The following is a 24,627-nucleotide window of genomic DNA, read 5'->3' as shown; positions in this document are numbered from 1 at the left end:
TTTCGTTTCACAGGTCTCGTCATTTTATATCCACCTTCTCGATTTTCCGAACAATTCCTCCATCGGCGGTGATTCCTTCAATAATAATGGAATAACTGCCCCTCTGGTCTGCGGTATAGAATTTAAAACCGGCATTCCCCTCTTCATCTGTCCGTAGATCAGGCTTCCAGAAGAGGGTCGTACGCAAGTCCGGAAGAGACGAACTCCTCTGTTGCGGCGTATCATAAACAGGAGTATAAAATTCTATGGCATGCTGATAGCCTAATGGCGTATAGTTGATCTTATTATAGATAGGGTGTTCGGCATCTTCAGGTGTCCATTGTTTGGTAATAAAATTGACCACACCATTCATACCCCGCTTTCCCCAGAAAGCGGTCTCGGCAGCCAATCTATACACTTCTATACGTTCCACGTCCTGCACATGTAAGATATCAAATGGACTCATATAAGACGGTACATCATTGATCAGAATAAGTGCCGGAAGTTCTTCAATAGCTCCGGATCCTTCGCCCCGTATATCCTCAATATTCATTATCGTACCTGTCGCACGAGCATATATTTTTCCCTCAGAAACGCGCACTCCGGGAATCCCCAGAAATAAATCTTCCAATCTAACGGGTTTCTTTCGTTCGATCAGCTCGGGACCAATCGACACGAGAGCTTGAGGGTGTGCCGTTTCAAAAATACGCTTCGTTTTTTTGGCTACGGTAACACTTATTTCTCCCAGTTGGATCTGCCACATATTCCCGGCAGCCTCGAGACGTTTCACATAAGCCTGCGAGAACACATAGTTTGAGGATTGCGGAATATATCCGTCTTTCTTTGCAGTCGGATAACAGATACTGTCGATATTCAATTCCACCCAGTCGCCCCCTTTTATATTCAACGCGTGTAATACGTACTCCGTAGCATCCGGCAATTCGAAGCCTTCCAATGAAAAACGTCCGTTTTCATCGGCGCTTGTTTCGTCTGTAAACCAACCGTCCTCATCGGCCGTAAGAGCCATAAACGCGATCTGTGCATGAGGCACTGTTTTGTTGCTTTTTACTTTGTTTACTGTTCCGCTGATTCGCTGACCGGTTTCAAAAGGGATAAGCGGATGAGTATATTCTCCCTGCAATACTTTGGATAAATCATAACGCCGCCATCCCTGGGTCATCATCAACAGATCTAACGCATTGGTTGCCTTTTTCTCTTTCTGCAGATAGAAGCCGGGAGATTCGATATGTCCTTTCAGCTCTGTCGATAACAAAAGGGTAGAGAGCATATCGTAGTCGGAACCTGCCGGCACGTCCAGATCATCGGTAATAGCGACCGAGAGATCACCGACCAGCGGATTACCGTTGAAATCGGTCAGTTGCAACGAAATATTGACAGGCTCCCGGGTCGAATAAACCATTTTATCGGTTTGTAATTCGATATGGGTTGAATCATTCCCAAAGTTAAAAGCCAACCGTTCACTGATGGGATTATGTTGCTGATCGAGTAATACGATTTGTAGAATGCCCGAAGGAAAAACATCGTTTGAAAAAGAGATAAACTCTTTCCGAAAGTCCCATTGGCCAAAATGAAAAACCATGCCCCGGCAATGAATCAGCAGATAAAGCGGAGATTTATTTTTCATCGCCGCAGATTGCACGACCTTAACATGCAGATTCTTTTCCTGCCAGGTGGTCTGTAAGCTGTATCCTTCGATAACCTTCGGCAGGTCAAACCGTTTACGAACACCGTTACTGCCTATACATTCCGCATAATAACGTTTTCCAGCCTTGGGGAGAATAGCAAACATGCCCATCCCCGCATGCTGGGTAGTCAGCTCATGTACAGGCGTTCCGTCTTCCTCATACACCATACCTTGTATGGGTTCTGAAAGTCCTTTGTCGTTTATCGCTTTAAACGCCACCCGACACAAAACACCATCCAATATATAACCCCCTTCAGGAAGAAAAGAGACGGAAAAGTTTTTACTGGCTGCGGCTGATTCTTTGGTCTGGTCTTTATTTAAGCCGATGTAGACCGGCTTACGAAAGAAGTATTCACTCCCTAAGTTTTCCATGTACCGGGTGTACGCCCTGAGGGTATAACTACCGTCGACTAAATTCTCAGGGAGTGGAAGACAACCCGAGTAGTTTTGCTCCACGGGATGGATACTTACCCGGTTGACCACAGAATCGGTCTGATTGATTAATTCCACATAAATATACCGGCTCCCAAAAGAAGGAATATGCGTAACGGCATCGACCAGGTAAGCTTTAAACCAAATCGAATCCTTAGGCATATAATAATCCCTGTCGGTATGTAAGTGGAGCTTCTCTTGCGGATAAAGCTCCATCTGTTGAATTAGTTTTTCCTGCACATCCGGCATTTCACGGTTTTGCGCATGGGACAGGCTATAACTACCGACTAAACATATAAAGATCAACACACACACTATCTGCTTTCTCATAAGGTTTAATAAATTATAGGTTTCAAACACAACCACAATATCCTCTTTTTCTTTTAGAAAAACGGTATCCCGTATGTCATAAAGAGTATCACAAACAACATTTAACCACTTTTTCAAAGACAAGGACAATTACATATACAAAAAAGTGTGGAGAGGAAGCGACTCTCTCCACACTACAAGTGAGAAGAGCATTAACGAAAATATCGTTAAATCTCTACTCCGACATATTGTTATTATTATTATTATTATTATATTTGTAATGAATCTACTGAGTTAGATTTCGGGACTGGGGTGTCCTCGGTCGGAAAAGGGTCAAAAGTTTTTACTTATTGACTCTTTTTTCTTTATGGGAAAACCTTTAATCCATGCAGTCTTCCTTTGTCTTTATAAATTTTATCTTTGATTACGTCATAGGCAGGATTAGCGGCTTTGGGATCAAGAACATGCCTCGTTATCGGATAAGCAATAAGATCAGCGACCTGCGTACCGAGAATATCATCTGATTTTGGTATGAACTTAAAAGATTTATAATAAGCCCTTATTCTTTCTTTGCTCACATAATAGGTTCCTCTATCCAAAACCTCATTATAATAGTTCAAAAGGTTCCTGTCCTCTCTTTTCCCTCTTTTCTCGGCAAAGATATGGAGAGTGATATTCGAGTCTTCTCTTTTGAAAGTATCCAATAAGAACACTATTCGCTCTATGATATATGATAATGAAACGCCATAAACATCGGACAGTTTTCCGTATGACTTAATATACTTTTCTTTTAATATGCTACAGGCTATTACCGTATAGTTAGCTCCAGCAAGAACTTTATTCAAATCATGGTAAAACGAAGCTTTAACTCCCATATCAAAAAATATCTCAAATCCCTTTTCACACTTTCGGATATCTCTGGAATGGAATATAATTTTCTTATCCTTCCAAAATTTTCTTTTTATTGCAAGGAGTAGCGGTCCCATGCCTGTTTTATATTCTGTTTCACTAACCAAAATTCCACATAAGGTAAATATTGGGAAGTTCACATCAATATTTGCCAAACTCTGATCACCACATTCATCAAGAAAAAGGTAATACTTCATATTGCTTTAACTTTTTCGCAATATACAGAGATTATTTCTAATGCGAACAAAGACTGCCGATTAGTAAGAATATACAACAAAAAAAAGTGTGGAGAGGAAGCGACTCTCTCCACACTACAAAATAGACTAATAGCTATCTAAACTTGAAAAACAGATGCAATCACTGCATCAACACGAATAATAGATTATATGATAAAAAAGTCAAAGTATGTTATATCGGTATTAGTTCCAACCTGGATTCTGATTGCCTTGCAGCGCCGGGTTTGCTTGCAGCTCACGCAAGGGGATCGGCCACAACAGGGCATGTTCGGGAATAGCACCTACGCGTGTGCTTCCGTCAGGCTTGTTCTGGATCGTGGCAGATGCCAGCGGAGTCCATTTCAATTTGCCGGAGTTCATGCCATCGGCTTCCGGATACAGACGGGTACGGCGGATATCATCCCAAATCTTGAATTCCAAGGGGAACTCATGGAAACGTTCGGTCAGGATCGACTGGATCAAGGCATCGCCTGAAGCTGTTTCGTCGGCCAAACCAGCACGTTTACGCACCTGGTTCAGGTAATCTTTAGCTTCGCTTTCATTGCCTGTGCGTGCCAGACCTTCAGCAGCAATCAGTAATACTTCAGAATAACGGAAGGTCGGCATATTGTTGTCGCCATTTTTCCCGTTGATCAGCGGTTCTTCTTCAAACCATGCCCAGTTACCGGCATTGTTCAATTCGTAATTATTGCCGTCAGCATCGGTATAGTGACGGAAGAAGAATTGCTTTTCATGTCCGCGGATATCTTCCGGCGCATAGCTGTTAAGCAGCATATCACAAGGCAGGTAAGCGTTATACAATACGTCACCACCGGGATGCAATACGCCCCATTGGAAAGCGTCTGTTCCGACTGAACGTACCGGGTAAGAGTTACCTACGTTGTAGTTGGTCTGATCGTATTCTTTGGCAAAGATGATCTCTTTCGAAGACTTCGTTGTCTTGATGATGTTGAAAGCCGAGTTCAGGTCGTCGCTGCTACCTGAAGCCTGTTCCAGTGCGTGTTGGCCACCGCTGATCACATTCTTCGCCATAGCGGCTGCCTTGCTGTAGTATTCGGCACCGCCATTCAACGGCGCGCCGGCCCACTGCAGGTAAACCCAAGCCAACAGCGTCTGTGCCATCGCCTTGGTTACATAGCAACCATTGTCATAGAACGCTTTGTTAGGCAACGCGTCGCCGGAGATGATTGAAAGCAGGTCGGCTTCTACGTTTTTGTAGATCTCATCAGCCGACGAACGTTCCACATACATCCCGTCCGTAGAAGTGTACGGCTCGCTGATATAAGGCACACCACCGTAGTCTTTCACCAGGTAGAAATAACCGTAAGCACGGAAGAACTTCGCCTGTGCCATGTAGTTATTGATCTTCGCATCGCTCAATACACCCGTCATCGTCGGGATATTAGCAATCACAAAGTTCGCGCGGGAGATCCCTTTGTAGTATTCATGCCACAATTTATATGACGCGCCATCGAAAGCTTCGACATTGAAGTTACAGCCTTCGGAAGCGGTCGTGAAGATCCGGTCTTTGCGTTTGTCGACAAACAGACCTGACATCACCCCACCCCACATGGTGGCTTTCGGTGTCCAACCACCATCCACGTCGGTATTGTGCAGGTAAGGAACTCCACCATAGTAGAGCGCGTTCACAGCCGTTTGCGCATCCGCTTCGGTCGCCCAGAATTGATTGGATGACTTGGCATCCAGTGGCTTTTCTTCCAGAAAACTATCACATGAACTCATCACTAAGGAGAGAGTCACCATGCAAAAGATGTATTTGAATATATGTTGCAATTTCATAAGTTTATACTTTTATTATTGATTGCTTGTATTAAAATGTCAGATTAAGACCGAACGTGAATGTTCTCGGTTTCGGATAAGCAAAGAACTGGCGGTTAGCCCCCCATTTGTTGCTTCCCAAACGTGTTGAACCATCGGGATCGTATCCTAAATAATCAGAAGCGGTGATCAGGAACGCGTTGTTCACACTACCGTACAGACGTAAGCCACCCAGACCTAATTTCGCCAACGTTTTATTGTCGAAGGTATACCCTACCTGGATCAGGTTACCCCGCAGGTAAGCACCATTGGCAACCCAAGTATCATCCGCCTGGTTGTTAGATCCCTGTCCGAAGTTGTTCAGACGAACAGCCTGAGCCGTTCCGGTCGGGTTCTTCGTCGGATGCCAGGCTTCCTGGTAGAGACGGTCGAGACCGCTGGTGAGGAAACGCGCTTCGGTAGAGTGGAAGAACTCTTGCATAATGTCTGCACCCCAAGAGAATTGCAGGTCGACAGTCAAGTCTAAGTTCTTATAGTTGAACGTATTGATAAATGAACCCATCCAGTCGGGCAAACCGTTACCCAGGATTTCACGTTGTTTGTAGGTTACTTTCTCACCTACAGTCGACGGGATATTCATCGTTGCCGCATCCCAGTTACCCGGGATACCATCGTAGATACCGGCACGTTTGTAACCGTAGAATGTAGAAAGCTCTTCGCCTTCACGGATCAACATTTCATAACCCACGAAACCGTCGGTCAGGATCTGACGTTTGCCGGTAGCGGCGTCAACAGAAGAACTTTCGTCCAGTTTTTCAACCTTGTTTTTATTGAAGCTCAGGTTCAAGGTCGTGTTCCAGCTGAAATCACGGCCCTGGATCGGATACGCGTTGATCAATAAGTCAAGACCGCGGTTTGATACTTCCCCTACGTTGTCGGTAATCGTCGTATAACCGGTAGATTCGGGAACCGGACGGCTCAACAACAGGTCGGTCGTATATTTATAGTAGTACGACAGTTCCATGTTCAAACGGTTGTTGAACAGACCCAGGTCAACACCTACGTCGAACTGGCTGGTCTTTTCCCATTTCAGGTTCGCGTTAGGCATCTTGTCCAGATAAGCCACGTTCTGCAAAGCACCACCGATAATGGTTGTACCCTGGCTTACCGTTGCCAATGAAGCGTATGTACCGATTTCAGAGTTACCGGTCAAACCGTAAGAAGCATGCGGTTTCAATTTGCTGATCACCGGATGATCTTGCAGGAATGCTTCGTTCGACGCCATCCAGCCCAAACCAACGGATGGGAAGAAGGCATACTTATTGTTTTCCCCGAACTTGGAAGATCCGTCGTAACGACCGGTTACCGTAGCCATATACTTGCTGTCGTAAGAATAAGCCGCACGCAGATAGTAAGAGTTCATCGCCCATTTGTCGTAGTCGTTGCCTACCGACGGGCGGTCGATACCGCTACCTAAGTTGTAGTATCCGTAGAAGTCGTCTTCGAAGTTCGACTGAGAAGCAGTCAGTTTGGTCCATTTGCGTTCGATCCATGACAAACCGGCCATCGCATTGATAGAGTGCTTACCGAAAACTTTGTTATAGTTCAAATAGGTTTCTTCCTGCCAATACAGTGAGCTGTTGTTTTCAGCAGCTACCTTACCGGTTGACGACTGGTTGATCATCGGACGCGGAGTAAACGGCGTATATTCAGCCTTGCGGTAGTTGTTGTAGTCGATACCCAACTGTGTTTTCAGGTCTAAGCCCGGCAACAGGTGGAACGTCAAAGCGGCATTACCGAAGATCTTCGTCTGATACGTCATCGATTCCATACGTTTCAGCAATTCCACGGGGTTACCCACACCTTCGGGGCTAAAGCCCTGTTTAGATCCATTCGGATTATTCTGATCGGTCGGGATAGACGTTGTCTTGATGATATTGGTCTGCGTATATTCGCCATCCAACATCACCGGCAGGAACGGTAATTGCTCAACCATGGTACGCAAAGCGCCCTGTCCGTAAGGGTTGTCCGATGTACGGTTACCCCAGGAGTGGTTCACCAATAAGTTCACAGCCGTAGATAACCACTTGGTGGGTTTGTCGTCGTACGACAATTTCGCATTCACACGTTTGTAGTATGAGTTATGCAGGATACCTTGTTGGTCGGTATAGTTCAGGAACGCTCCTACCGAATGGTCTTTGTCACCCCGTTGAATGCTCAACTGATGGTTGTGCGACAGCGCCGTACGCGAAGCTTCTTTCTGCCAGTCGGTATTGTACTTGGGCGAACCGTCGGCGTTGAACAGACGTTCGTCGGTAAAGATCTTCGACAGGTCAGTCGTGAAGTTCTTACCCTGGAATTCATTGGCATTTTCCAAACCTTGTTTGAAAGCACCCATCCACTCGTTGGCATCCATCAGGTCCATATAACCGGCCATGGTGCTGAGTGAAACCGAACCGTCGTACGAGATCTTGGCTTTCGAGCCGGTGTTACCACCGCGTTTAGTTGTTACCAATACCACCCCGTTGGCACCACGGGCACCGTAGATAGCAGCCGAAGAAGCGTCTTTCAATACTTCGATTGATTCGATATCATTCGGGTTGAGGAACTGGAAGTCTTGCATCACCACACCATCCACTACATAAAGCGGATTGGCTGAAGCGTTGATCGTAGCAATACCGCGGATGATCACACGCAACTCACCTCCAGGCTGACCTGTATTGGAGAAGATGTTCACACCGGCAGCCTTACCCTTCAACCCTTCCAGGGCGTTGAACGACTGTCCTTTGATAATATCCGACCCTTTAGCCGTAGAGATAGAACCGGTCACGTCCGATTTACGCATCGTACCGTAGCCCACAACGACCACTTCGTCCAGCATTTCAGAGTCTTCCAGCATGGTAACCATCACACGTGTCTGGTTGCCAACAGCTATTTCTTGGGCTTTATAACCCACATAAGAGAAAATAAGCGTCGCGTTAGGTCCTACCGAGATGGTATAATTCCCATCAAAATCGGTCACATTACCGGTGGTAGTTCCTTTTACCTGAATACTTACACCGATGAGCGGTTCATTTTGTGAATCCAATACGCGTCCGGTGACTGTCCTCGTCTGGGCGCTGGCACTAACCAATGTACATAATCCTAAAATGAACGTAATAATAGAAACTTTCATTTCTTTCATAAAATAGTTAGATTTAAAAAAATTAATAATTCGTTTTCTTTGAACTGCCGAGTTCGCATGGTCCGACAGGTTCGTCTCTTTGTTAATTCATACACTTTCACTTCTGGTCTTAATCCATAGGCTCTTTTTTAGGTTTATAATTCTTTTCATTAAGTTGTTTTCAATAAGTTTTCTTTGAGTTGTTGTTTGTTAATGTCCATTTGATATTCAGCCCAAAGGCTTTCGATTGTTACTTCCGGTCCGAAGATTGATTTCATAGCGGAATCAAAGCTCCAGATAGCGAGGTTTTTGACCGTCTGGTTGAATAGCCTGACGGTCTCCGGGTTCTTATTCAGGGTAAGCCAGTGCAGGAAGAAGCCGGTGACATGCAGTCCGTCCAGCCAATGTCCGCCGGGAGTCTGGCGATCGTTCGGATTCGAAAGGCCGGTCTGCGCCCGGACGGCAAACGCCATGCCTTGCACACAGGCGCGATACTCCTGGCTGGTTTCATACGTGCCGATGCCTCGGGGTTCGTACTGATAGGCATGGGTCAGGATATGGTACAAGACACCCCGGGTCTCCCGGTTCAAGGCGTATAACGATTCTTTCCCGATCTGTTCGATATAGCGCGAACTGTAGCGGATGGTGATCACCGGGGGCTGTCCGGACTTCTCCGAGATGCCTTCGTAGTCGTAGATATTATAATTGATCTTCTCGACTTTCGGCATGGGCTCCGAGGCGGAGGAATAGAGTATGCGGGCGACCTTACGCGCGTGATACTGTATATACGCCTCCGGATCCTGCACCAGGGTGGTGTACAGGCGATAGCCCTCACCTTCTTCGGTGATCGTAAAATCAATCTCCGGACAGGCAAAAGCTGCCCAGCCGTTGGAGACATAGTTGGTAAGGAATTGTACGCTGCCGATCTTCAACGTATCGCCGGTTGCCGTCCGGGCTTCCAATATATATTGATTATAGTTAGAAGGTTTAGCGATCGGACAGAACTTCTCCTGATAGCGGGCACAGAATGTATGATCGTTCACTTCACTGAGCAATACCCAGGTCTTCCCGTCGTAACTGCCTTTCAATGTCCAGTCGGAAGCATCGTACACGGGATCTTCTCCGCTGGAGTAGATCGTATAATTTTGTATAGGCGTGGAAAAGCGGTCTTTGAACAGCATCATATTGATCCCCGCGCGCCCGGTAAAGGCAACCGAAGGATCATTATCCAATAACGCAGGCTCATTCACGTAAGGACGATCAGCCTGGCAGGACAACAGCATCAAAGTTAACAAAGCCACAATACACTTCTTCATAAATATACTTTCGTGTTAACATAGCAACCGGGGGATTCACATTGCGTAAAAGCCGTCACATTGCAATTGCAATATTAGAGATTCACCTGCAGAAAGCTTTTATCCTAAACAGCACAACAAGTATCCTAATTGACCAAAGGTCGATCAGGATACTTTTTTGTTCATCCAGGACACTCCATCGCGCCCACAGATGCCTACAGAACGCTATTGGATATTCATCCTGAACCCAGGAGGGTGTATAGAAACGGAAGAGCAAAAAACAGAAAACAGAAGGCCAGAAAACAGCCGCCAAAAAATAACGGAGTAAGCAACTGTAAATGAGCGTAGTGTAAGGACCATTCATTTGTTGATAATTATCAACAAGTTTGTTGACAATTGTCAACAGATCTGTTGATAACTATCAACAAATGTGTTGACGGTTATCAACAAACAAATAGTCGCTTCAGTAGACAGATCTATTCATCTGTTTTGCTTTTAATACATTAGAGGCGTCAAAATTAAAGAAAGAGAGGTCCTCAATGCCAAGAAGAATTCGTAATTTTGCAGATTAAACAAACGAAGATGGTTCTGAATTATATCTGGGTCGCATTTTTTCTGATTGCCTTTATTGTAGCAGTGTGTAAGCTGTTATTCCTGGGCGATCTGGAGGTATTCAACCGGATTATCGCCGCTTCGTTCGATTCGGCCCGCAATGGTTTCGAGATCTCCCTGGGACTGACGGGTATCCTGACACTCTGGCTGGGCATCATGAAGATCGGGGAACAGGGAGGAGTGATCCAGGCGTTTGCCCGGATCGGCGCACCCGTATTCAGCAAATTGTTTCCGGATATTCCCAAAAACCATCCGGTCACGGGTTCCATCTTTATGAATATCTCTGCCAACCTCTTGGGGCTCGACAATGCGGCGACGCCGATGGGGCTCAAAGCGATGCAACAACTGCAGGAACTGAATACGGAGAAAGAGACGGCCAGCAACGCGATGATTATGTTTCTCTGTATCAATGCTTCCGGGCTTACGCTGTTGCCGATTACCATTATGATGTACCGGGCACAACTGGGGGCAGCCAACCCTTCGGATGTCTTTCTGCCGATTATGCTGGCGACCTTTACTTCGACACTGGTTGCTGTACTGATGGTGTGCATCAAGCAGAGAATCAATATCTTACAAAGAAACTTACTCCTCTTCTTCGGCGGACTGATCGGGCTGATCGCTGGATTGATCGCCCTGTTCCACAGTATGCCCGAGGAGAAGGTGTCTTTATACTCTACATTGTTCGCTAACACATTGCTATTCACCATCATATGTGGATTTATCGTGGCAGGCATACGCCGGAAGGTGAATGTCTACAATGCCTTTATCGATGGGGCAAAGGAAGGGTTTAAGACGGCGATCACGATCATCCCTTACCTGGTAGCGATCCTGGTGGGCATCGGTGTGTTCCGTGCTTCGGGCGCCATGGATTTCCTGATCGACGGCATACGCGGCGGGGTGGCTCTGGCGGGACTGAATACGGACTTTGTGGAGGCGCTACCGACGATCCTGATGAAACCGTTGAGCGGAAGTGGGGCACGCGGCATGATGATCGATGCGATGAATACCTATGGCGCGGACTCGTTTGTCGGCCGCCTGGCCTGTATCGTGCAGGGAACGACAGACACGACCTTCTACGTGGTCGCCTTGTATTACGGCAGCGTAGCAATCAAGAACACCCGCTATACCGTCTCCTACTCCCTCTTGGCCGACCTGGCCGGAGCCTTGGCGGCGATCGGCATGGCGTATTTGTTCTTTGGGTAGACATTAATATGAATTTGATATAAGAAGGATATTGTTAATTGAAGGATATTTGAATATGCAAGAGAATACCAAATGGACATTCCTGGCTCCTCTTCTTGGATAAGAAGAGGGGGACCGCCGGCATAGCCGGTGGTGGAGCAGTTTGATCCTAATCGTATATGATCATTTTTCAAGAATTCAAACTGCCCCACCGCTGCAAGCAGCGGTCCCCCCCCTTCTTGTCCAAGAAGGGGAGCCAAGATAGTTTTAGTATCCACAAGCAAAATACAAAATCCGTGGCATCCGTGTGATCCGCGGCTAAAAGCCCTTCAATTAACAACCTATAAGTTAATTATGGCAATACATTATTATACAGAAGAGGTGAAAGCCCCGGCGATCAAGCGGCGGGCTGTAACGAACTGGATCAAAGCCGTAGCAAAGGAACACGGCTATAAAGTCGGTGAAATCAGCTATATTTTCTGTTCCGACGAGAAGATACTGGAGGTAAACCGGCAATATCTGCAACACGATTATTATACCGATATCATCACTTTCGACTATACGGAAGGACAAACGATCGCCGGCGACCTGTTTATCAGCCTGGATACCGTCAGAACCAACGCGGAGAAATTCAACTCCACCTACGAGGAGGAATTACACCGTACGATCATTCACGGCATCCTGCACCTTTGCGGCATCAACGACAAAGGACCCGGTGAACGCGCCATTATGGAGGGGGAAGAGAATAAAGCACTTAGTCAATTAAAAATTAAGAATTAAAAATTACGAATGGAACAGGGTATTTCCCCCATTCGTAATTCGTAATTCGTAATTCGTAATTCGTAATTAAAAAAAGAACAGATGTTATTTAAATACGATATCATCGTGGTAGGTGCCGGACATGCCGGTTGTGAGGCAGCGGCGGCAGCAGCCAACCTGGGATCACGCACCTTATTGATCACGATGGACATGAATAAGATTGCCCAGATGAGCTGCAACCCGGCCGTGGGTGGCATTGCCAAAGGGCAGATCGTGCGCGAGATCGATGCATTGGGCGGCTATATGGGCTTGGTAACCGATCAAACCGCGATCCAGTTTCGGATGCTGAACCGCAGCAAAGGGCCGGCCATGTGGAGCCCGCGGGCACAGAGCGACCGGGCCCGTTTCATCGATGCCTGGCGGGGTATTCTGGAACACCTGCCCAACCTGTATATCTGGCAGGACACGGTCAACGAACTGATCATCCGCGACGGACGCGTTTGTGGCGTGCGTACGGAGATGGACGTGACATTCGAAGCCGGCGCTGTGATCCTGACCAACGGTACATTCCTGAACGGCTTGATGCACATCGGACGCACGCAGATCCGCGGCGGACGAATAGCCGAACCGGCCTCCCAAGGCATAAGCGAACAGTTGATGGCGGCGGGTATGAAAGTCGAACGCATGAAGACAGGTACCCCGGTACGCATCGACGGACGCAGCGTGCATTTCGATGAAATGGGCGAACAACCGGGAGAAAACGACTTCCATAAATTCTCCTATATGGATACGTCGCGGCGGGTATTGAAACAATTAAGCTGCTGGACGACCTTCACGAACGAGACAACGCATGAGATCCTGCGCGAAGGACTGCCCGATTCCCCGCTCTATAACGGACAGATCCAAAGCATCGGCCCGCGTTATTGCCCCAGTATCGAGACCAAGATCGTGACGTTCGCCGACAAAACGCAACACCAGTTGTTCCTCGAACCGGAAGGGGAAACCACCGAAGAATACTACCTGAATGGCTTCTCCTCTTCCCTACCCCTCGATATTCAGTTGCGTGCGTTGCAGTCGATCCCCGCTTTCCGCGATATCCATATCTACCGTCCGGGTTATGCGATCGAATACGATTTCTTCGATCCGACCCAGCTCAAGCATACATTGGAGACCAAAGCGATCCGGAATCTCTTTTTCGCCGGACAAATCAATGGTACCACCGGTTACGAAGAAGCCGGCGGGCAAGGCATCATGGCGGGCATCAACGCGCATATCAATTGCCATGGCGGCGATCCGTTTATCTTGGGACGGGACGAAGCCTATATCGGCGTATTGATCGACGACCTGGTGACCAAAGGCGTGGACGAACCCTACCGGATGTTTACCTCGCGTGCCGAATACCGTATCCTGCTGCGGCAAGACGATGCGGATATGCGCCTGACGGAAAAAGCCTATCAATTGGGATTGGCCAAAACGGACCGACACGAGCTGTTGACATCAAAGATTGAACACCGGGATGCGCTCATCTCTTTCGTGGAAAACTATTCCGTCAAACCACAACACCTGAACAGCGCCCTCGAACAGGCAGGCACTACTCCCCTCGCCCGTGGATGCAAACTGATCGATTTAGTCCTGCGTCCGCAACTCACGCTGCCGCAATTGGCAGAGATGGTTCCGGCTTTACAAGCCGAACTGGATAAACTGCCGGAAACGCGCAAAGAGGAAATTGTGGAAGCCGCTGAAATCTTACTGAAGTATAGCGGCTACATCAAACGCGAACAAGTGATCGCCGAGAAGATCAACCGATTGGAGAATATCCGGATCAAAGGCAAATTTGATTACAACAGTATCCAATCCATCTCGATCGAAGCCCGGCAGAAACTAAGCAAAATCGACCCGGAAACCATCGCGCAGGCCAGCCGGATACCGGGCATATCCCCCAGTGATATTAATATCTTATTGGTACTTTTAGGGCGTTAATAAGGAAATGTTCCACGTGAAACATTCACCATGGAGAGAAAGATAAACCAACATATAAAAGATATCCTTTCGATCATTCCGGATTCGCCGGGGTGCTACCAATACTTCGACGAGAAAGGTACCATTATCTATATCGGCAAGGCGAAGAACCTAAAGAAGCGCGTCTCCTCCTACTTCAATAAAGAGCACGAGATCCGCAAGATTCAGGTATTGGTCAAGCAGATCAAAGACATCAAATACATCGTAGTCGATACGGAAGAGGATGCGCTTTTGTTGGAGAACAACCTGATCAAGGAATACAAACCGCGCTACAACGCGATGCTGAAGGATGATAAGACCTATCCTTCCATCGTCGTGAAGAACGAATACTTCCCACGCGTGTTTATGACCCGCAATATCGTCAAGGATAAATCGACGTATTACGGGCCGTATTCTTCCGCCTACTCGGCCAAATTGATGCTACAACTACTGAAAGAGCTCTATCCGATCCGCACCTGTTACCTTCCGCTCACGCCGGAGACGATCCAACAGGGGAAGTATAAAGTCTGCCTGCAATACCATATCAAACGGTGCAAAGGACCGTGTGAAGGATTACAGTCCCACGAGGAGTATCTGGAAAACATCAACCATGTCAAAGAAATCCTGAAAGGGAATAGCTCGGAGGTGAGCCAACTGCTCTACCAGCAAATGCAGAAACTGGCGGAAGAATTGCGGTTTGAAGAGGCGCAGGCGATCAAGGAGAAATACGAGATCATCGAGAACTTCCGAAATAAATCAACCGTGGTCACTCCCACCCTCCACAATATCGATGTCTTTTCTTTTGCCGATACGGAGAAGTCGGCCTACATTAATTATATGCACATCGGAAACGGCGCGATCATCCAGGCTTATACCTTCGAATACAAAAAGAAACTCGACGAATCGAAAGAGGAACTCCTGAGCCTGGGCATCATCGAGATGCGCGACCGCTTCAAAAGTACAGCCAAAGAGATTATCGTGCCTTTCCTGCCGGATATCGAACTGGAGAATGCCGTATTCACCCTCCCACAGCGGGGCGATAAGAAGAAACTATTGGGGCTTTCCGAATTGAACGTCAAACAATTCAAGGTGGATCGCCTGAAACAGGCGGAAAAGCTGAATCCGGAGCAACGAAACACCCGCCTGTTGAAAGAGATTCAGGATATGTTGCACCTGGAGAAACTACCGGCTCGCATCGAATGTTTCGACAACTCCAACATACAGGGAAGCGATGCCGTCGCCGCCTGCGTGGTCTTTTTGATGGGCAAACCGGCCAAAAAGGAATACCGCCGGTATATCATCAAAACGGTGGTAGGACCCGACGATTACGCCTCGATGAAAGAGGTCGTGCGCCGCCGCTATACCCGGGCGATAAATGAAGGTACTCCCCTGCCCGACCTGATCATTACCGACGGCGGAAAGGGACAAATGGAGGTCGTACGTGCTGTGATTGAAGACGAACTGCAACTCAAAATCCCCATTGCCGGGCTGGCCAAAGACCGGAAGCACCGGACCTCCGACCTACTGTTTGGCTTCCCGCCCGAGAGTATCGGTTTGGTACAGCAAAGTCCCCTGTTCCGCCTCTTGGAACAAATGCAGAACGAAGTGCACCGCTTTGCCATCACCTTCCACAAAGAGAAGCGAAGCAAAAGCCAGACACGCTCGGAATTAGACCAGATAAAAGGCATCGGGGAAAAGACAAAAGTATTACTTTTACGCCACTTTAAGAGCGTCAAACGGATTCGCGAGGCCGATTTCGAAGAGCTAAAGAAAGTAGTCGGCGAGGCAAAAGCCAAGCTCCTGAAACATTGGACTGAGCCCAATGTTCCAGGGTAATTGATAATTGATAATTGACAATTGATAATTAGATGAGAACGGTTATACAACGGGTGACACGGGCATCGGTAACTATCGATGGGGAGATCAAATCACAGATCAATAAAGGACTGATGATTCTGGTGGGCATCGAGGATAAAGATGCGCAAGAGGATATCGAGTGGCTAAGCAAAAAGATTATCAACCTGCGCGTTTTCGACGATGAAAACGGAGTGATGAACCGGTCGATCCTGGATATTCAAGGGGAGATTATGGTCGTCAGCCAATTCACTTTGCACGCCTCGACCAAAAAGGGGAATCGTCCCTCCTACATCAAGGCGTCCAAGCCCGATATCGCTATTCCGCTTTATGAGGCCTTTTGCGCCGAGATCAGCCAGCAACTGGGTCGTAAGGTAGCCACCGGTGAGTTTGGCGCCGATATGAAAATAGAACTGGTAAATGACGGGCCGGTCACGATCCTGATTGACTCGCAGGCAAGGGAATGAAAAACAATGATTAATGATTAATGATTAATGGAAGAGATTACGATACAGAAGGCACAAGAGCAGGTCGATCATTGGATTAAGACGTACGGGGTGCGCTACTTCAATGAATTGACCAATATGGCGATACTGACGGAAGAGGTGGGCGAACTGGCACGTATCATTGCCCGCACTTACGGGGAACAATCCTTTAAGGAAAGTGATCGGAACAGGGATCTGGGCGATGAGATGGCCGATGTACTCTGGGTATTGTTATGCCTGGCCAATCAAACGGGCATCGACCTCACGGAAGCATTCCATAAGAATCTGGAAAAGAAAACATTACGAGATAAAGAAAGACATCAAAACAATCAAAAATTAGAATAAATATGAGCGAAACAACGAAATATCAGGACGCGTTCGACCGCTTTGAACCGGCGCTTTCGGACGAGAAGACAACAGAGAAGGTTAATGCATTGATCGACAAACACTTCAAAACCAATCTCACACCGGAAGTATTTCAACTGGTGCATGGATGTATCGACCTCACCTCATTAACCAGCCTGGATACGCGCGACAGCATCTGGCGAATGGTTGAGCAGGTCAACGATTACGAAGGCACACGCCCCGACGTACCTAATGTAGCCGCTATCTGCGTCTATCCCCTATTCGTAGATACAGTAAAACAAGCGCTAACGGCCCAGGAGGTGAAGATCGCTTCGGTAGCCGGTGGCTTTCCGGCCTCACAGACCTTTGTCGAAGTCAAGATCGCCGAGACAGCCATGGCCGTCATGCAAGGCGCCGACGAGATCGATGTCGTCCTCAATCTGGGGTATTTTATGGAGGAAAACTTTGAAGACCTGAGCGAAGAGATCCAGGAAATCAAAGAAAGCTGTCGCGGCGCCCACCTGAAAGTAATCCTGGAAACAGGCGCATTGGGCAGTATGGCCAACGTGCAGAAAGCCGCTATTCTGGCGATCTATTCCGGTGCGGACTTTATCAAGACATCGACCGGCAAGGAATACCCCGGAGCAACGTTGGAGGCGGTATATACAATGTGCCAGGTCGTCAAAACCTACCATTCCATCACGGATCGGAAGATCGGCATCAAAGTATCGGGCGGCGTGCGCACGGCGGAAGATGCAGTGAAATACTATACGATCGTCAAGGAAGTCCTGGGCGAAGAATGGCTGAATAAAGACTACTTCCGCATCGGGGCAAGCAGCCTGGTAGGCGATATCCAAAAGAAATTAGGCTAATCACTTCTTTCGAAATGAATCACTTACACTTCGCCTTCAAACTACCGGTAGTTTGCGAACGAAATACCGGTAGTTTGCCGACAAAATATTAGTAGTTTGTGCGCAAAGTACTGGTAGTTTGAAAAAAGGGGGTTGTGGAGGGTTTCAAAATCTTCATTTTGCTACTTATCCCTTTCGACGATATAGTCGGCTAAGAGCAAGAGGGATTCTTTGGCGGCGGATTGAGGCAATTGGTTAAGCAAAGCGATGGCTTTTGCCTTGTACTCCTTCATCTTCTCTTCGGCATAGGTAATGCCGCCATTGGCGATGGCAAAAGAGATCAGCCAATCGATATTTTCTGCGGTGAAAGCTTGCTTTTTGATGATTTCTTCTGCCTTTTTCGCCTCTTCCGGATTCCCGGTACGCATGGCATAAAGCAGAGGCAGGGTAACCTTTCCTTCCCGGATATCGTTACCGGTAGGTTTCCCGATCTTCGCTGCCCGGTCGTAATCGAAGATATCGTCTTTGATCTGGAAGCAATAGCCCATATACTCACCGAATTGCTTGCAGAGAGCGATGACTTCATCCGACACCTCTGCCGAGATCGCACCGATCTCCGTACAGGCCGACAACAGGCTTCCCGTCTTCTTATAGATCACCTGCATATAACGCTCTTCGCTCAACACAACCTCTTCCACGATCTCAAGCTGCTTCAACTCCCCTTCCGACAGGTCACGTCCCAGATTGGAAATGATATACACTATGCGGCTATCGCCGGTCTGTATCGCGCGCACCAAAGCCGAAGAAAGGATATAATCGCCCGCCAACACAGCCACCCGGTTATCCAGGATCGCATTCAGCGAAGGCGCGCCCCGGCGTTGCTTCGTCTCATCCACCACATCGTCATGGATCAGCGTTGCCGTATGAAGCAGCTCCAATAAAACAGCGGAATTGATGGTCTTCGGATTGACCCGGCCACAGGCTTTTGCCGTCAATAGGACAAGGAGCGGGCGTATATGCTTCCCGGTATGACTGAGGATAATATCGATCGCCTGTTGCAGGTACTTCGTGCCGCTTTGTAGGGACGCGACAAAATCTTCCTGAAACTGTTTCAGTTCCAAAACAACCGGCTCTTTTATTTTTTCCTTATTAATCATGCTTGCGGGGCGATACATGGCCCGTTAAAAGATTCGGCAAAAGTAAGAAAAACTATTGAGACAGCGAGTTTTTTCGTACATTTACCCGAGATTGTATTCTTAAAACAGTATAAAAGAGATGAAATTATTCCTCATTGATGCTTACGCGCTCATCTATCGCTCGTATTACGCCTTTATCAAAAACCCCCGGATCAACTCCAAAGGAATGAATACCTCCGCCATCTTCGGCTTTGTCAATAGCCTGGAAGATGTCTTGAAACGGGAAGATCCGACCCATATCGCCGTGGCCTTCGACCCCCCCGGCCCTACCTTCCGCCACGAAGCATACGAGGCCTATAAAGCCCAACGGGAAGAGACGCCGGAGGACATCCGCGCCTCGGTTCCCCTGATCAAAGACATTATCAAAGCGTACAATATCCCCATCCTCGAGATCAAGGGCTACGAAGCCGATGATGTGATCGGAACGGTGGCCAAACAGGCGGCGGCGGAACACTTCGAAGTTTATATGATGACTCCGGATAAGGACTACGGCCAGTTGGTCGAAGAGCATATCTATATGTACCGCCCGAAGTTCGGCGGCGACTACGAGACCATGGGCGTAAAAGAAGTATTGGATAAATACGGCCTGACCTCCACCGCCCAGGTGATCGATCTCTTGGCATTGATGGGCGACAGCTCGGATAATATCCCCGGATGCCCCGGTGTCGGCGAGAAGACCGCCCAGAAATTATTGACCCAGTTCGGCAGTATAGAGAACCTACTCGAAAATTCCGACCAGCTAAAAGGAGCACTCAAAACGAAGATCGAAGAAAATGTGGAGCAGATCAAATTCTCTAAATTTCTGGCGACGATCAAAACGGACGTGCCCATCACCTTCGATGCCAATCAATGCCGGCGCGAAAAACCCGACGAAGGGAAGTTGACCGAAATTTACACTGAATTAGAATTTAGAACATTTATTAACAAACTGCAGGGTGAGGCCAAAAAGCCCGCGCAAACGGGTCCGATTCAAGGCGATCTCTTTGCTTTATTTGCGCCCGAGGGGCCGGAAGCTCCCAAATATTCCACTCTCGCAAGCTTAAAATCGACCGATCACACTTATCATCTCACTGATAATCAAACAAAACAGGAGGAGTTAGCCCGCTTTTTGAACGACCAGGATTTTTTTGCTTTTGACACGGAAACCGACGGAGTCGACCCGTTGACGTGTAATTTGGTCGGTCTCTCTTTCGCGGTGAAAGAAAAAGAGGCGTGGTATGTTCCCGTGCCCGCCGATCGGACGGAAGCGCAAAAAATTGTCGACCGCTTCTCCCCTGCCCTTCAAAATGAAAAAATCCGGAAGATCGGACAAAACATCAAATTCGATATACTCGTCTTGCGCAAGTACGGTGTCCGAGTGAAAGGGCCGCTTTTCGATACGATGATCGCGCATTACCTCTTGAACCCCGAACTGCGTCACGGCATGGATTACTTGGCGGAGACCTATCTCGGTTATACGCCGATCGCCATCGAGGAGCTGATCGGTCCGAAAGGCAAAAAGCAACTCAGTATGCGCGACATCCCGGTAGAGCAGGTGGCGGAGTACGCCGCCGAAGATGCGGACGTCACCCTTCAGCTCAAAAACCATTTCGCGCCCCTGTTGAAGAAAGAGGGCTTGGAGTCGCTTTTCTTCGATATCGAGATGCCGTTGGTCTATGTCCTGGCCGACATGGAAGCTACCGGGGTGAGCCTGGATACGGAGGCGTTGCACCAATCGTCGGTGGTCCTGACCGCTTCGCTTGAGAAATTGGAACGTGAGATTCATGAGATGGCCGGTGAGTCGTTCAATATCAATTCGACCAAACAAGTCGGCGAGATCCTGTTTGAGAAACTAAAGATCGACGAAAAAGCCAAGAAGACCAAGACGGGCAACTACAGCACCAGCGAAGATATACTGGAGAAGCTGCGCAATAAACATCCGATCATCGGCAAACTGTTGGAATACCGCGGCCTGAAGAAGCTGTTGAGCACCTATATCGACGCCCTGCCGACATTGATCCATCCGGAAACGGGCAAGATCCATACCTCGTACAACCAGGCCGTTACCGCCACCGGTCGCCTGAGTTCGACCAATCCCAACCTGCAGAATATCCCCGTCCGCGATGAACTGGGCCGGGAGATCCGCAAGGCCTTTACCGCCGATAATGCCGGTTCGGTCTTCTTCTCTGCCGACTACTCCCAGATCGAACTGCGCATCATGGCGCACCTGAGCAACGATACGAATATGATCGAAGCCTTCCGCAGCGGCGAAGATATTCATGCCGCGACAGCCGCCAAGATCTATGGCATCCCCGTGTCGGAGGTCACCGCCGAGATGCGCCGGAAGGCGAAGACGGCCAACTTCGGCATTATCTATGGCATCTCCGTTTTCGGCTTGGCCGAGCGCCTGGGCATTCCGCGCGCGGAGTCGAAAGAATTGATCGACGGCTATTTCCGCTCCTACCCGCAGGTGCGTGAGTATATGGATGAAAGTATCCGTGTGGCGAAAGAAAAAGGCTATGTAGAGACGCTATTCAAGCGCAAACGTTTCCTGCCGGATATCAATTCGAACAACGCCATCGTGCGGGGTTACGCCGAGCGCAACGCCATCAACGCCCCGATCCAGGGAAGCGCTGCTGATATCATCAAAGTAGCTATGATCCGGATCTTCGACCGCTTTGAACGGGAAGGCGTAAAGAGCAAAATGACCCTTCAGGTGCATGATGAACTGAACTTCAACGTGTACCGGGAAGAGATCGACCGCGTTCGCGCCATCGTTCTGGAAGAGATGGAACAGGTCGTTGCTTTGCAGGTGCCATTGATTGCCGATTGCGGGGTGGGCAATAACTGGCTGGAGGCGCATTAAAAGTTGAAAGTTGAAAGTTGAAAGCGAAAAGAGAAATATTCTAATCGCTTTCAACTTTCAACTTTCAACTAAATCCCCGGCAGCCTAAACCGTACCAGCACCTGCGTCGACCCTACCTTGGAATAGGTCGCATAGGCATATTCGCCTTTGCTGTCGAACTTCATATAGCTCATCATATCGGGAAGGGTATAGCGGGCCACGGGCCTGCCTTCCCGCGTGAAGACAACGATCGCGTTGGTGAACTCCTCTCCCGCCGAGTCGTCGCAACCGTTATACAACGTATAGATATGATCGCCGGCAAAAGCAACCTCAAGGAAACCGTTCTTGTGCTTCTCATCAAACGTATACCCCAAGCTACTCTCCCGGTAAAGGAAATCGCTCACCTGCTTCTCCCATAATTTCCGCAGTTTCCCCTTTTTATACCGGTAAGAAGAGATATAACCGAACTGATAAGAGACATACACCAGCTGATCGCCGGAAAACGCGATACGCCCGCTGAAATACGGCAATAGAGCCTGAGGAACAATCTCATACGTGATCGGATAAGTGCCGGTAAACGTCAGTTCGCGTGTCGATTCTTCCCAGATACCCCATAATCCGTCTTTGTAGCTCCCGATAAAAGCAAAGTGATCGGCATCCAATCGGACCGCTTGCCGGGGCGAATTGCCATACAGACGCATGCGCGTAAAATTATCGAGCCGCAACGCTCCGTCTTCGACCGTATATTCATAAAAGATATTCGTATTCGGGTGCAGGAAAGAGAAAGAAGCGCGATAAGCCGGATCGATCGCCAGCGGATGGCGGTCGGTCAATTTACGGATCGATGACTTCCCCAGATCTTTACCCGTCAGATCATAGAAACGGAGCACCGCCGCATTCTTGAAATAGCTCAATGCCACCAGACTATCCCCCGCCAGATACAGATCGGGTGTCGACACATCGCCCCATTCAAAAGGCTCTGCGATCACCTCCATCTCGAGCGCCGTCTGCGGAATACTATCCAGCGAGAGGCGCTCCAGCCGCGCATCTTCCAGCGTCTTCGTATTGCAGGAGAAGAAGAGAGGCAAAACAAAGGCCAAGCCAAAGAAATAAAATCGTTTCATAGTTGCCGTTTACCGTTTCATCCGGGCATACACCACGTAGTTGTTATCGTCGGGACCGATCGACTGGCGGAGCGTCGTCAGCCTTTCGCGTACCGCATCCGACATGGTCTTGGATTTCAACGCCTTCTCGAGCCACTCTTCCAGGTTTCCGGGGTCCATATTGCGGGCGTAATACCCTTTCTCAAACAGCATAAACGGCCAATCCATATCTTCGCCGCCCATATAATCGTTCACAACGCGGAAGAACGCGCCACGTAAGGTTTCTTTATCCACAATATAATAAGCGGGCTTCTCCCCTTCCTGGCGCAGGCTGTTGCCATCAGAGATCGTGACGATCGTACTCGTATTGCCCGCATAGTAGTTCGGCCACTCGGCATAGGAATGCGGTTCGAGCTTGTTTTCTTTGAACTTCACCGTGAAGCGCGGGATCAATTGGCCCTGGTCCGCGTCGATATGATACAGGGTATCGATCCGTGTCGGCCAGTACCAAAACGAAAGGTCCATGCGCTCGGCATGCTGATAGGAAGAGATCTCGTTGCTGAAATCAAACTCCATCGCCAGCGCTTCGGTCACCGGTATTTCATTCAATACCTTGCCGTCGAGCGTTTGCGTCCAGGCCACCGATGGGATTTGCGGGAAAGGCAATACCGCCATCGTTACCCGGTCGCCCTCCACGCGGAAGACTCCTTTATTTGCCCGGTAAGGCAGGCGGATGGGTTCCAACACTTCGCCTTTTAGACTGTACACCAACAATTTGTCCGATTGCCAGGGCAAGAGATAAATGCGATCGGCGGCTTCGTCGATCTGCATCGCGTAGATATCATTGTATTCGCCCGGCCCCTGCCCGATCGAACCGATATCGGTAATGTATTTCCCCGTCTTATCGAACAGCCGGCAAGGCATAGGCACGCTGGCCTGCCATTCCTCGAAAGAAAGGTTATTGTTGCGCCCGCTCTGCACCAGGATATAATTGTCGGAAAGCAATACAGCCGAAGGATAGACAAAGGCATCCTCCCGGTCGTCCAACTTGACGATCTGCAACTCTTCGGCGAAGAAACTCAACGGAAACACAATCGTATCTTTCAATAAAGCGGGATCCAATGTGATCAACTCGCCCGATCGCTCGGCCACGACCGGCGCGTTTTCCCAATACGTCACATCTTTACTTTTCGCACAGCCCATCACCAACAAGGCGAACAACAGGCTAATTCCAACCAGAGATTTATTCTTCTTCATAATGCGTATAATTTAGTTTAACAGTCTACTAATGTTTCGCAATATACGCAATTGCAACGTATTACGAATGCAAAGTAGAAATAATTAACAAGAATTATTGCAACTCGCCCTATTTTTTTCTGATTCCCGGAAGGAAAAAGCAGTAAGAGGTACGTCAAAACTTATTATGAGGTACGTCATAATCGATTTTGAGGTACGTCATAATTGTTTTTGAGGTACGTCATAATTGTTTTTGAGGTACCTCATAATTTTAATAGAGGTAGGTCATGCCGGAATCTCCTCCCGGCGGGGCGAAAAAGGCAGGGCCAACGTGCAAAAAGAACGTCGGCGTGATGTCAACTTTTTTCCCTATCT

At 48.3% G+C, this 24,627-nt stretch carries 16 protein-coding genes; 8 read left to right on the top strand and 8 right to left on the bottom strand.

The features are described 5' to 3' along the window. Positions 1–19: 19 nt before the first annotated feature. From M2133_RS09385 to M2133_RS09365, 5 genes are all read right to left on the bottom strand, one after another. Entirely contained in the window at positions 20–2,446 is a 2,427-nt protein-coding gene (locus M2133_RS09385) for a TonB-dependent receptor plug domain-containing protein (protein ID WP_277465862.1), read from the bottom strand. Between the two features lie 344 nt (positions 2,447–2,790). Then, the gene (locus M2133_RS09380) at positions 2,791–3,531 is read right to left on the bottom strand and encodes a DUF3800 domain-containing protein (protein WP_277465861.1); all 741 of its coding nucleotides are present in this window, start codon (positions 3,529–3,531) and stop codon (positions 2,791–2,793) included. Between the two features lie 222 nt (positions 3,532–3,753). Next, positions 3,754–5,370, bottom strand: a complete 1,617-nt coding sequence (locus M2133_RS09375) for a RagB/SusD family nutrient uptake outer membrane protein (protein WP_277465860.1) — start codon at positions 5,368–5,370, stop codon at positions 3,754–3,756. Positions 5,371–5,401: 31 nt separating this feature from the next. Further along, entirely contained in the window at positions 5,402–8,533 is a 3,132-nt protein-coding gene (locus M2133_RS09370) for a TonB-dependent receptor (protein WP_277465859.1), read from the bottom strand. A 149-nt stretch (positions 8,534–8,682) separates the two neighbouring features. Continuing rightward, positions 8,683–9,828: a basic secretory protein-like protein gene (locus M2133_RS09365; RefSeq protein ID WP_277465857.1), complete on the bottom strand. Its 1,146-nt coding sequence runs from the start codon at positions 9,826–9,828 to the stop codon at positions 8,683–8,685. A 561-nt stretch (positions 9,829–10,389) separates the two neighbouring features. Between M2133_RS09365 and M2133_RS09360 the strand changes: the two genes are divergently transcribed. From M2133_RS09360 to deoC, 7 genes are all read left to right on the top strand, one after another. Beyond that, the gene (locus tag M2133_RS09360; RefSeq protein ID WP_277465856.1) at positions 10,390–11,622 is read left to right on the top strand and encodes a nucleoside recognition domain-containing protein; all 1,233 of its coding nucleotides are present in this window, start codon (positions 10,390–10,392) and stop codon (positions 11,620–11,622) included. A gap of 333 nt (positions 11,623–11,955) precedes the next feature. After that, on the top strand, positions 11,956–12,381 hold the full coding sequence (ybeY, locus tag M2133_RS09355; protein ID WP_277465854.1) for an rRNA maturation RNase YbeY: 426 nt from the start codon (positions 11,956–11,958) through the stop codon (positions 12,379–12,381). A gap of 81 nt (positions 12,382–12,462) precedes the next feature. After that, on the top strand, positions 12,463–14,340 hold the full coding sequence (gene mnmG / locus M2133_RS09350) for a tRNA uridine-5-carboxymethylaminomethyl(34) synthesis enzyme MnmG (protein WP_277465853.1): 1,878 nt from the start codon (positions 12,463–12,465) through the stop codon (positions 14,338–14,340). A 30-nt stretch (positions 14,341–14,370) separates the two neighbouring features. Then, the gene (uvrC, locus tag M2133_RS09345) at positions 14,371–16,194 is read left to right on the top strand and encodes an excinuclease ABC subunit UvrC (protein ID WP_277465851.1); all 1,824 of its coding nucleotides are present in this window, start codon (positions 14,371–14,373) and stop codon (positions 16,192–16,194) included. A gap of 32 nt (positions 16,195–16,226) precedes the next feature. Further along, complete coding sequence (gene dtd / locus M2133_RS09340; RefSeq protein ID WP_277465850.1) at positions 16,227–16,679, top strand: D-aminoacyl-tRNA deacylase; 453 nt, start codon at positions 16,227–16,229, stop codon at positions 16,677–16,679. Positions 16,680–16,706: 27 nt separating this feature from the next. Next, entirely contained in the window at positions 16,707–17,042 is a 336-nt protein-coding gene (locus tag M2133_RS09335) for a nucleotide pyrophosphohydrolase (RefSeq protein WP_277465848.1), read from the top strand. A gap of 2 nt (positions 17,043–17,044) precedes the next feature. Beyond that, a complete protein-coding gene (gene deoC / locus M2133_RS09330; RefSeq protein ID WP_277465847.1) occupies positions 17,045–17,914 on the top strand; it encodes a deoxyribose-phosphate aldolase in 870 nt (289 codons plus the stop codon). A gap of 161 nt (positions 17,915–18,075) precedes the next feature. On the opposite strand, the gene M2133_RS09325 is transcribed toward deoC, so the two are convergent. After that, positions 18,076–19,050 (bottom strand): polyprenyl synthetase family protein, encoded by a 975-nt coding sequence (locus M2133_RS09325; protein ID WP_277465846.1) that lies wholly within the window; start codon positions 19,048–19,050, stop codon positions 18,076–18,078. Between the two features lie 118 nt (positions 19,051–19,168). Between M2133_RS09325 and polA the strand changes: the two genes are divergently transcribed. Further along, positions 19,169–21,934 (top strand): DNA polymerase I, encoded by a 2,766-nt coding sequence (polA, locus tag M2133_RS09320; protein WP_277465845.1) that lies wholly within the window; start codon positions 19,169–19,171, stop codon positions 21,932–21,934. A 68-nt stretch (positions 21,935–22,002) separates the two neighbouring features. On the opposite strand, the gene M2133_RS09315 is transcribed toward polA, so the two are convergent. After that, positions 22,003–23,037, bottom strand: coding sequence for a hypothetical protein (locus M2133_RS09315; protein ID WP_277465844.1), 1,035 nt, complete (start codon positions 23,035–23,037; stop codon positions 22,003–22,005). Positions 23,038–23,046: 9 nt separating this feature from the next. Continuing rightward, positions 23,047–24,273 (bottom strand): 6-bladed beta-propeller, encoded by a 1,227-nt coding sequence (locus M2133_RS09310; RefSeq protein WP_277465842.1) that lies wholly within the window; start codon positions 24,271–24,273, stop codon positions 23,047–23,049. Positions 24,274–24,627 lie beyond the last annotated feature (354 nt).

It is taken from the genome of Parabacteroides sp. PF5-6 (assembly GCF_029504695.1).
GTDB lineage: Bacteria > Bacteroidota > Bacteroidia > Bacteroidales > Tannerellaceae > QVMG01.
Note: the sequence above shows the minus strand (reverse complement) of the source record. Positions and strands in the feature narration are given on the sequence as shown.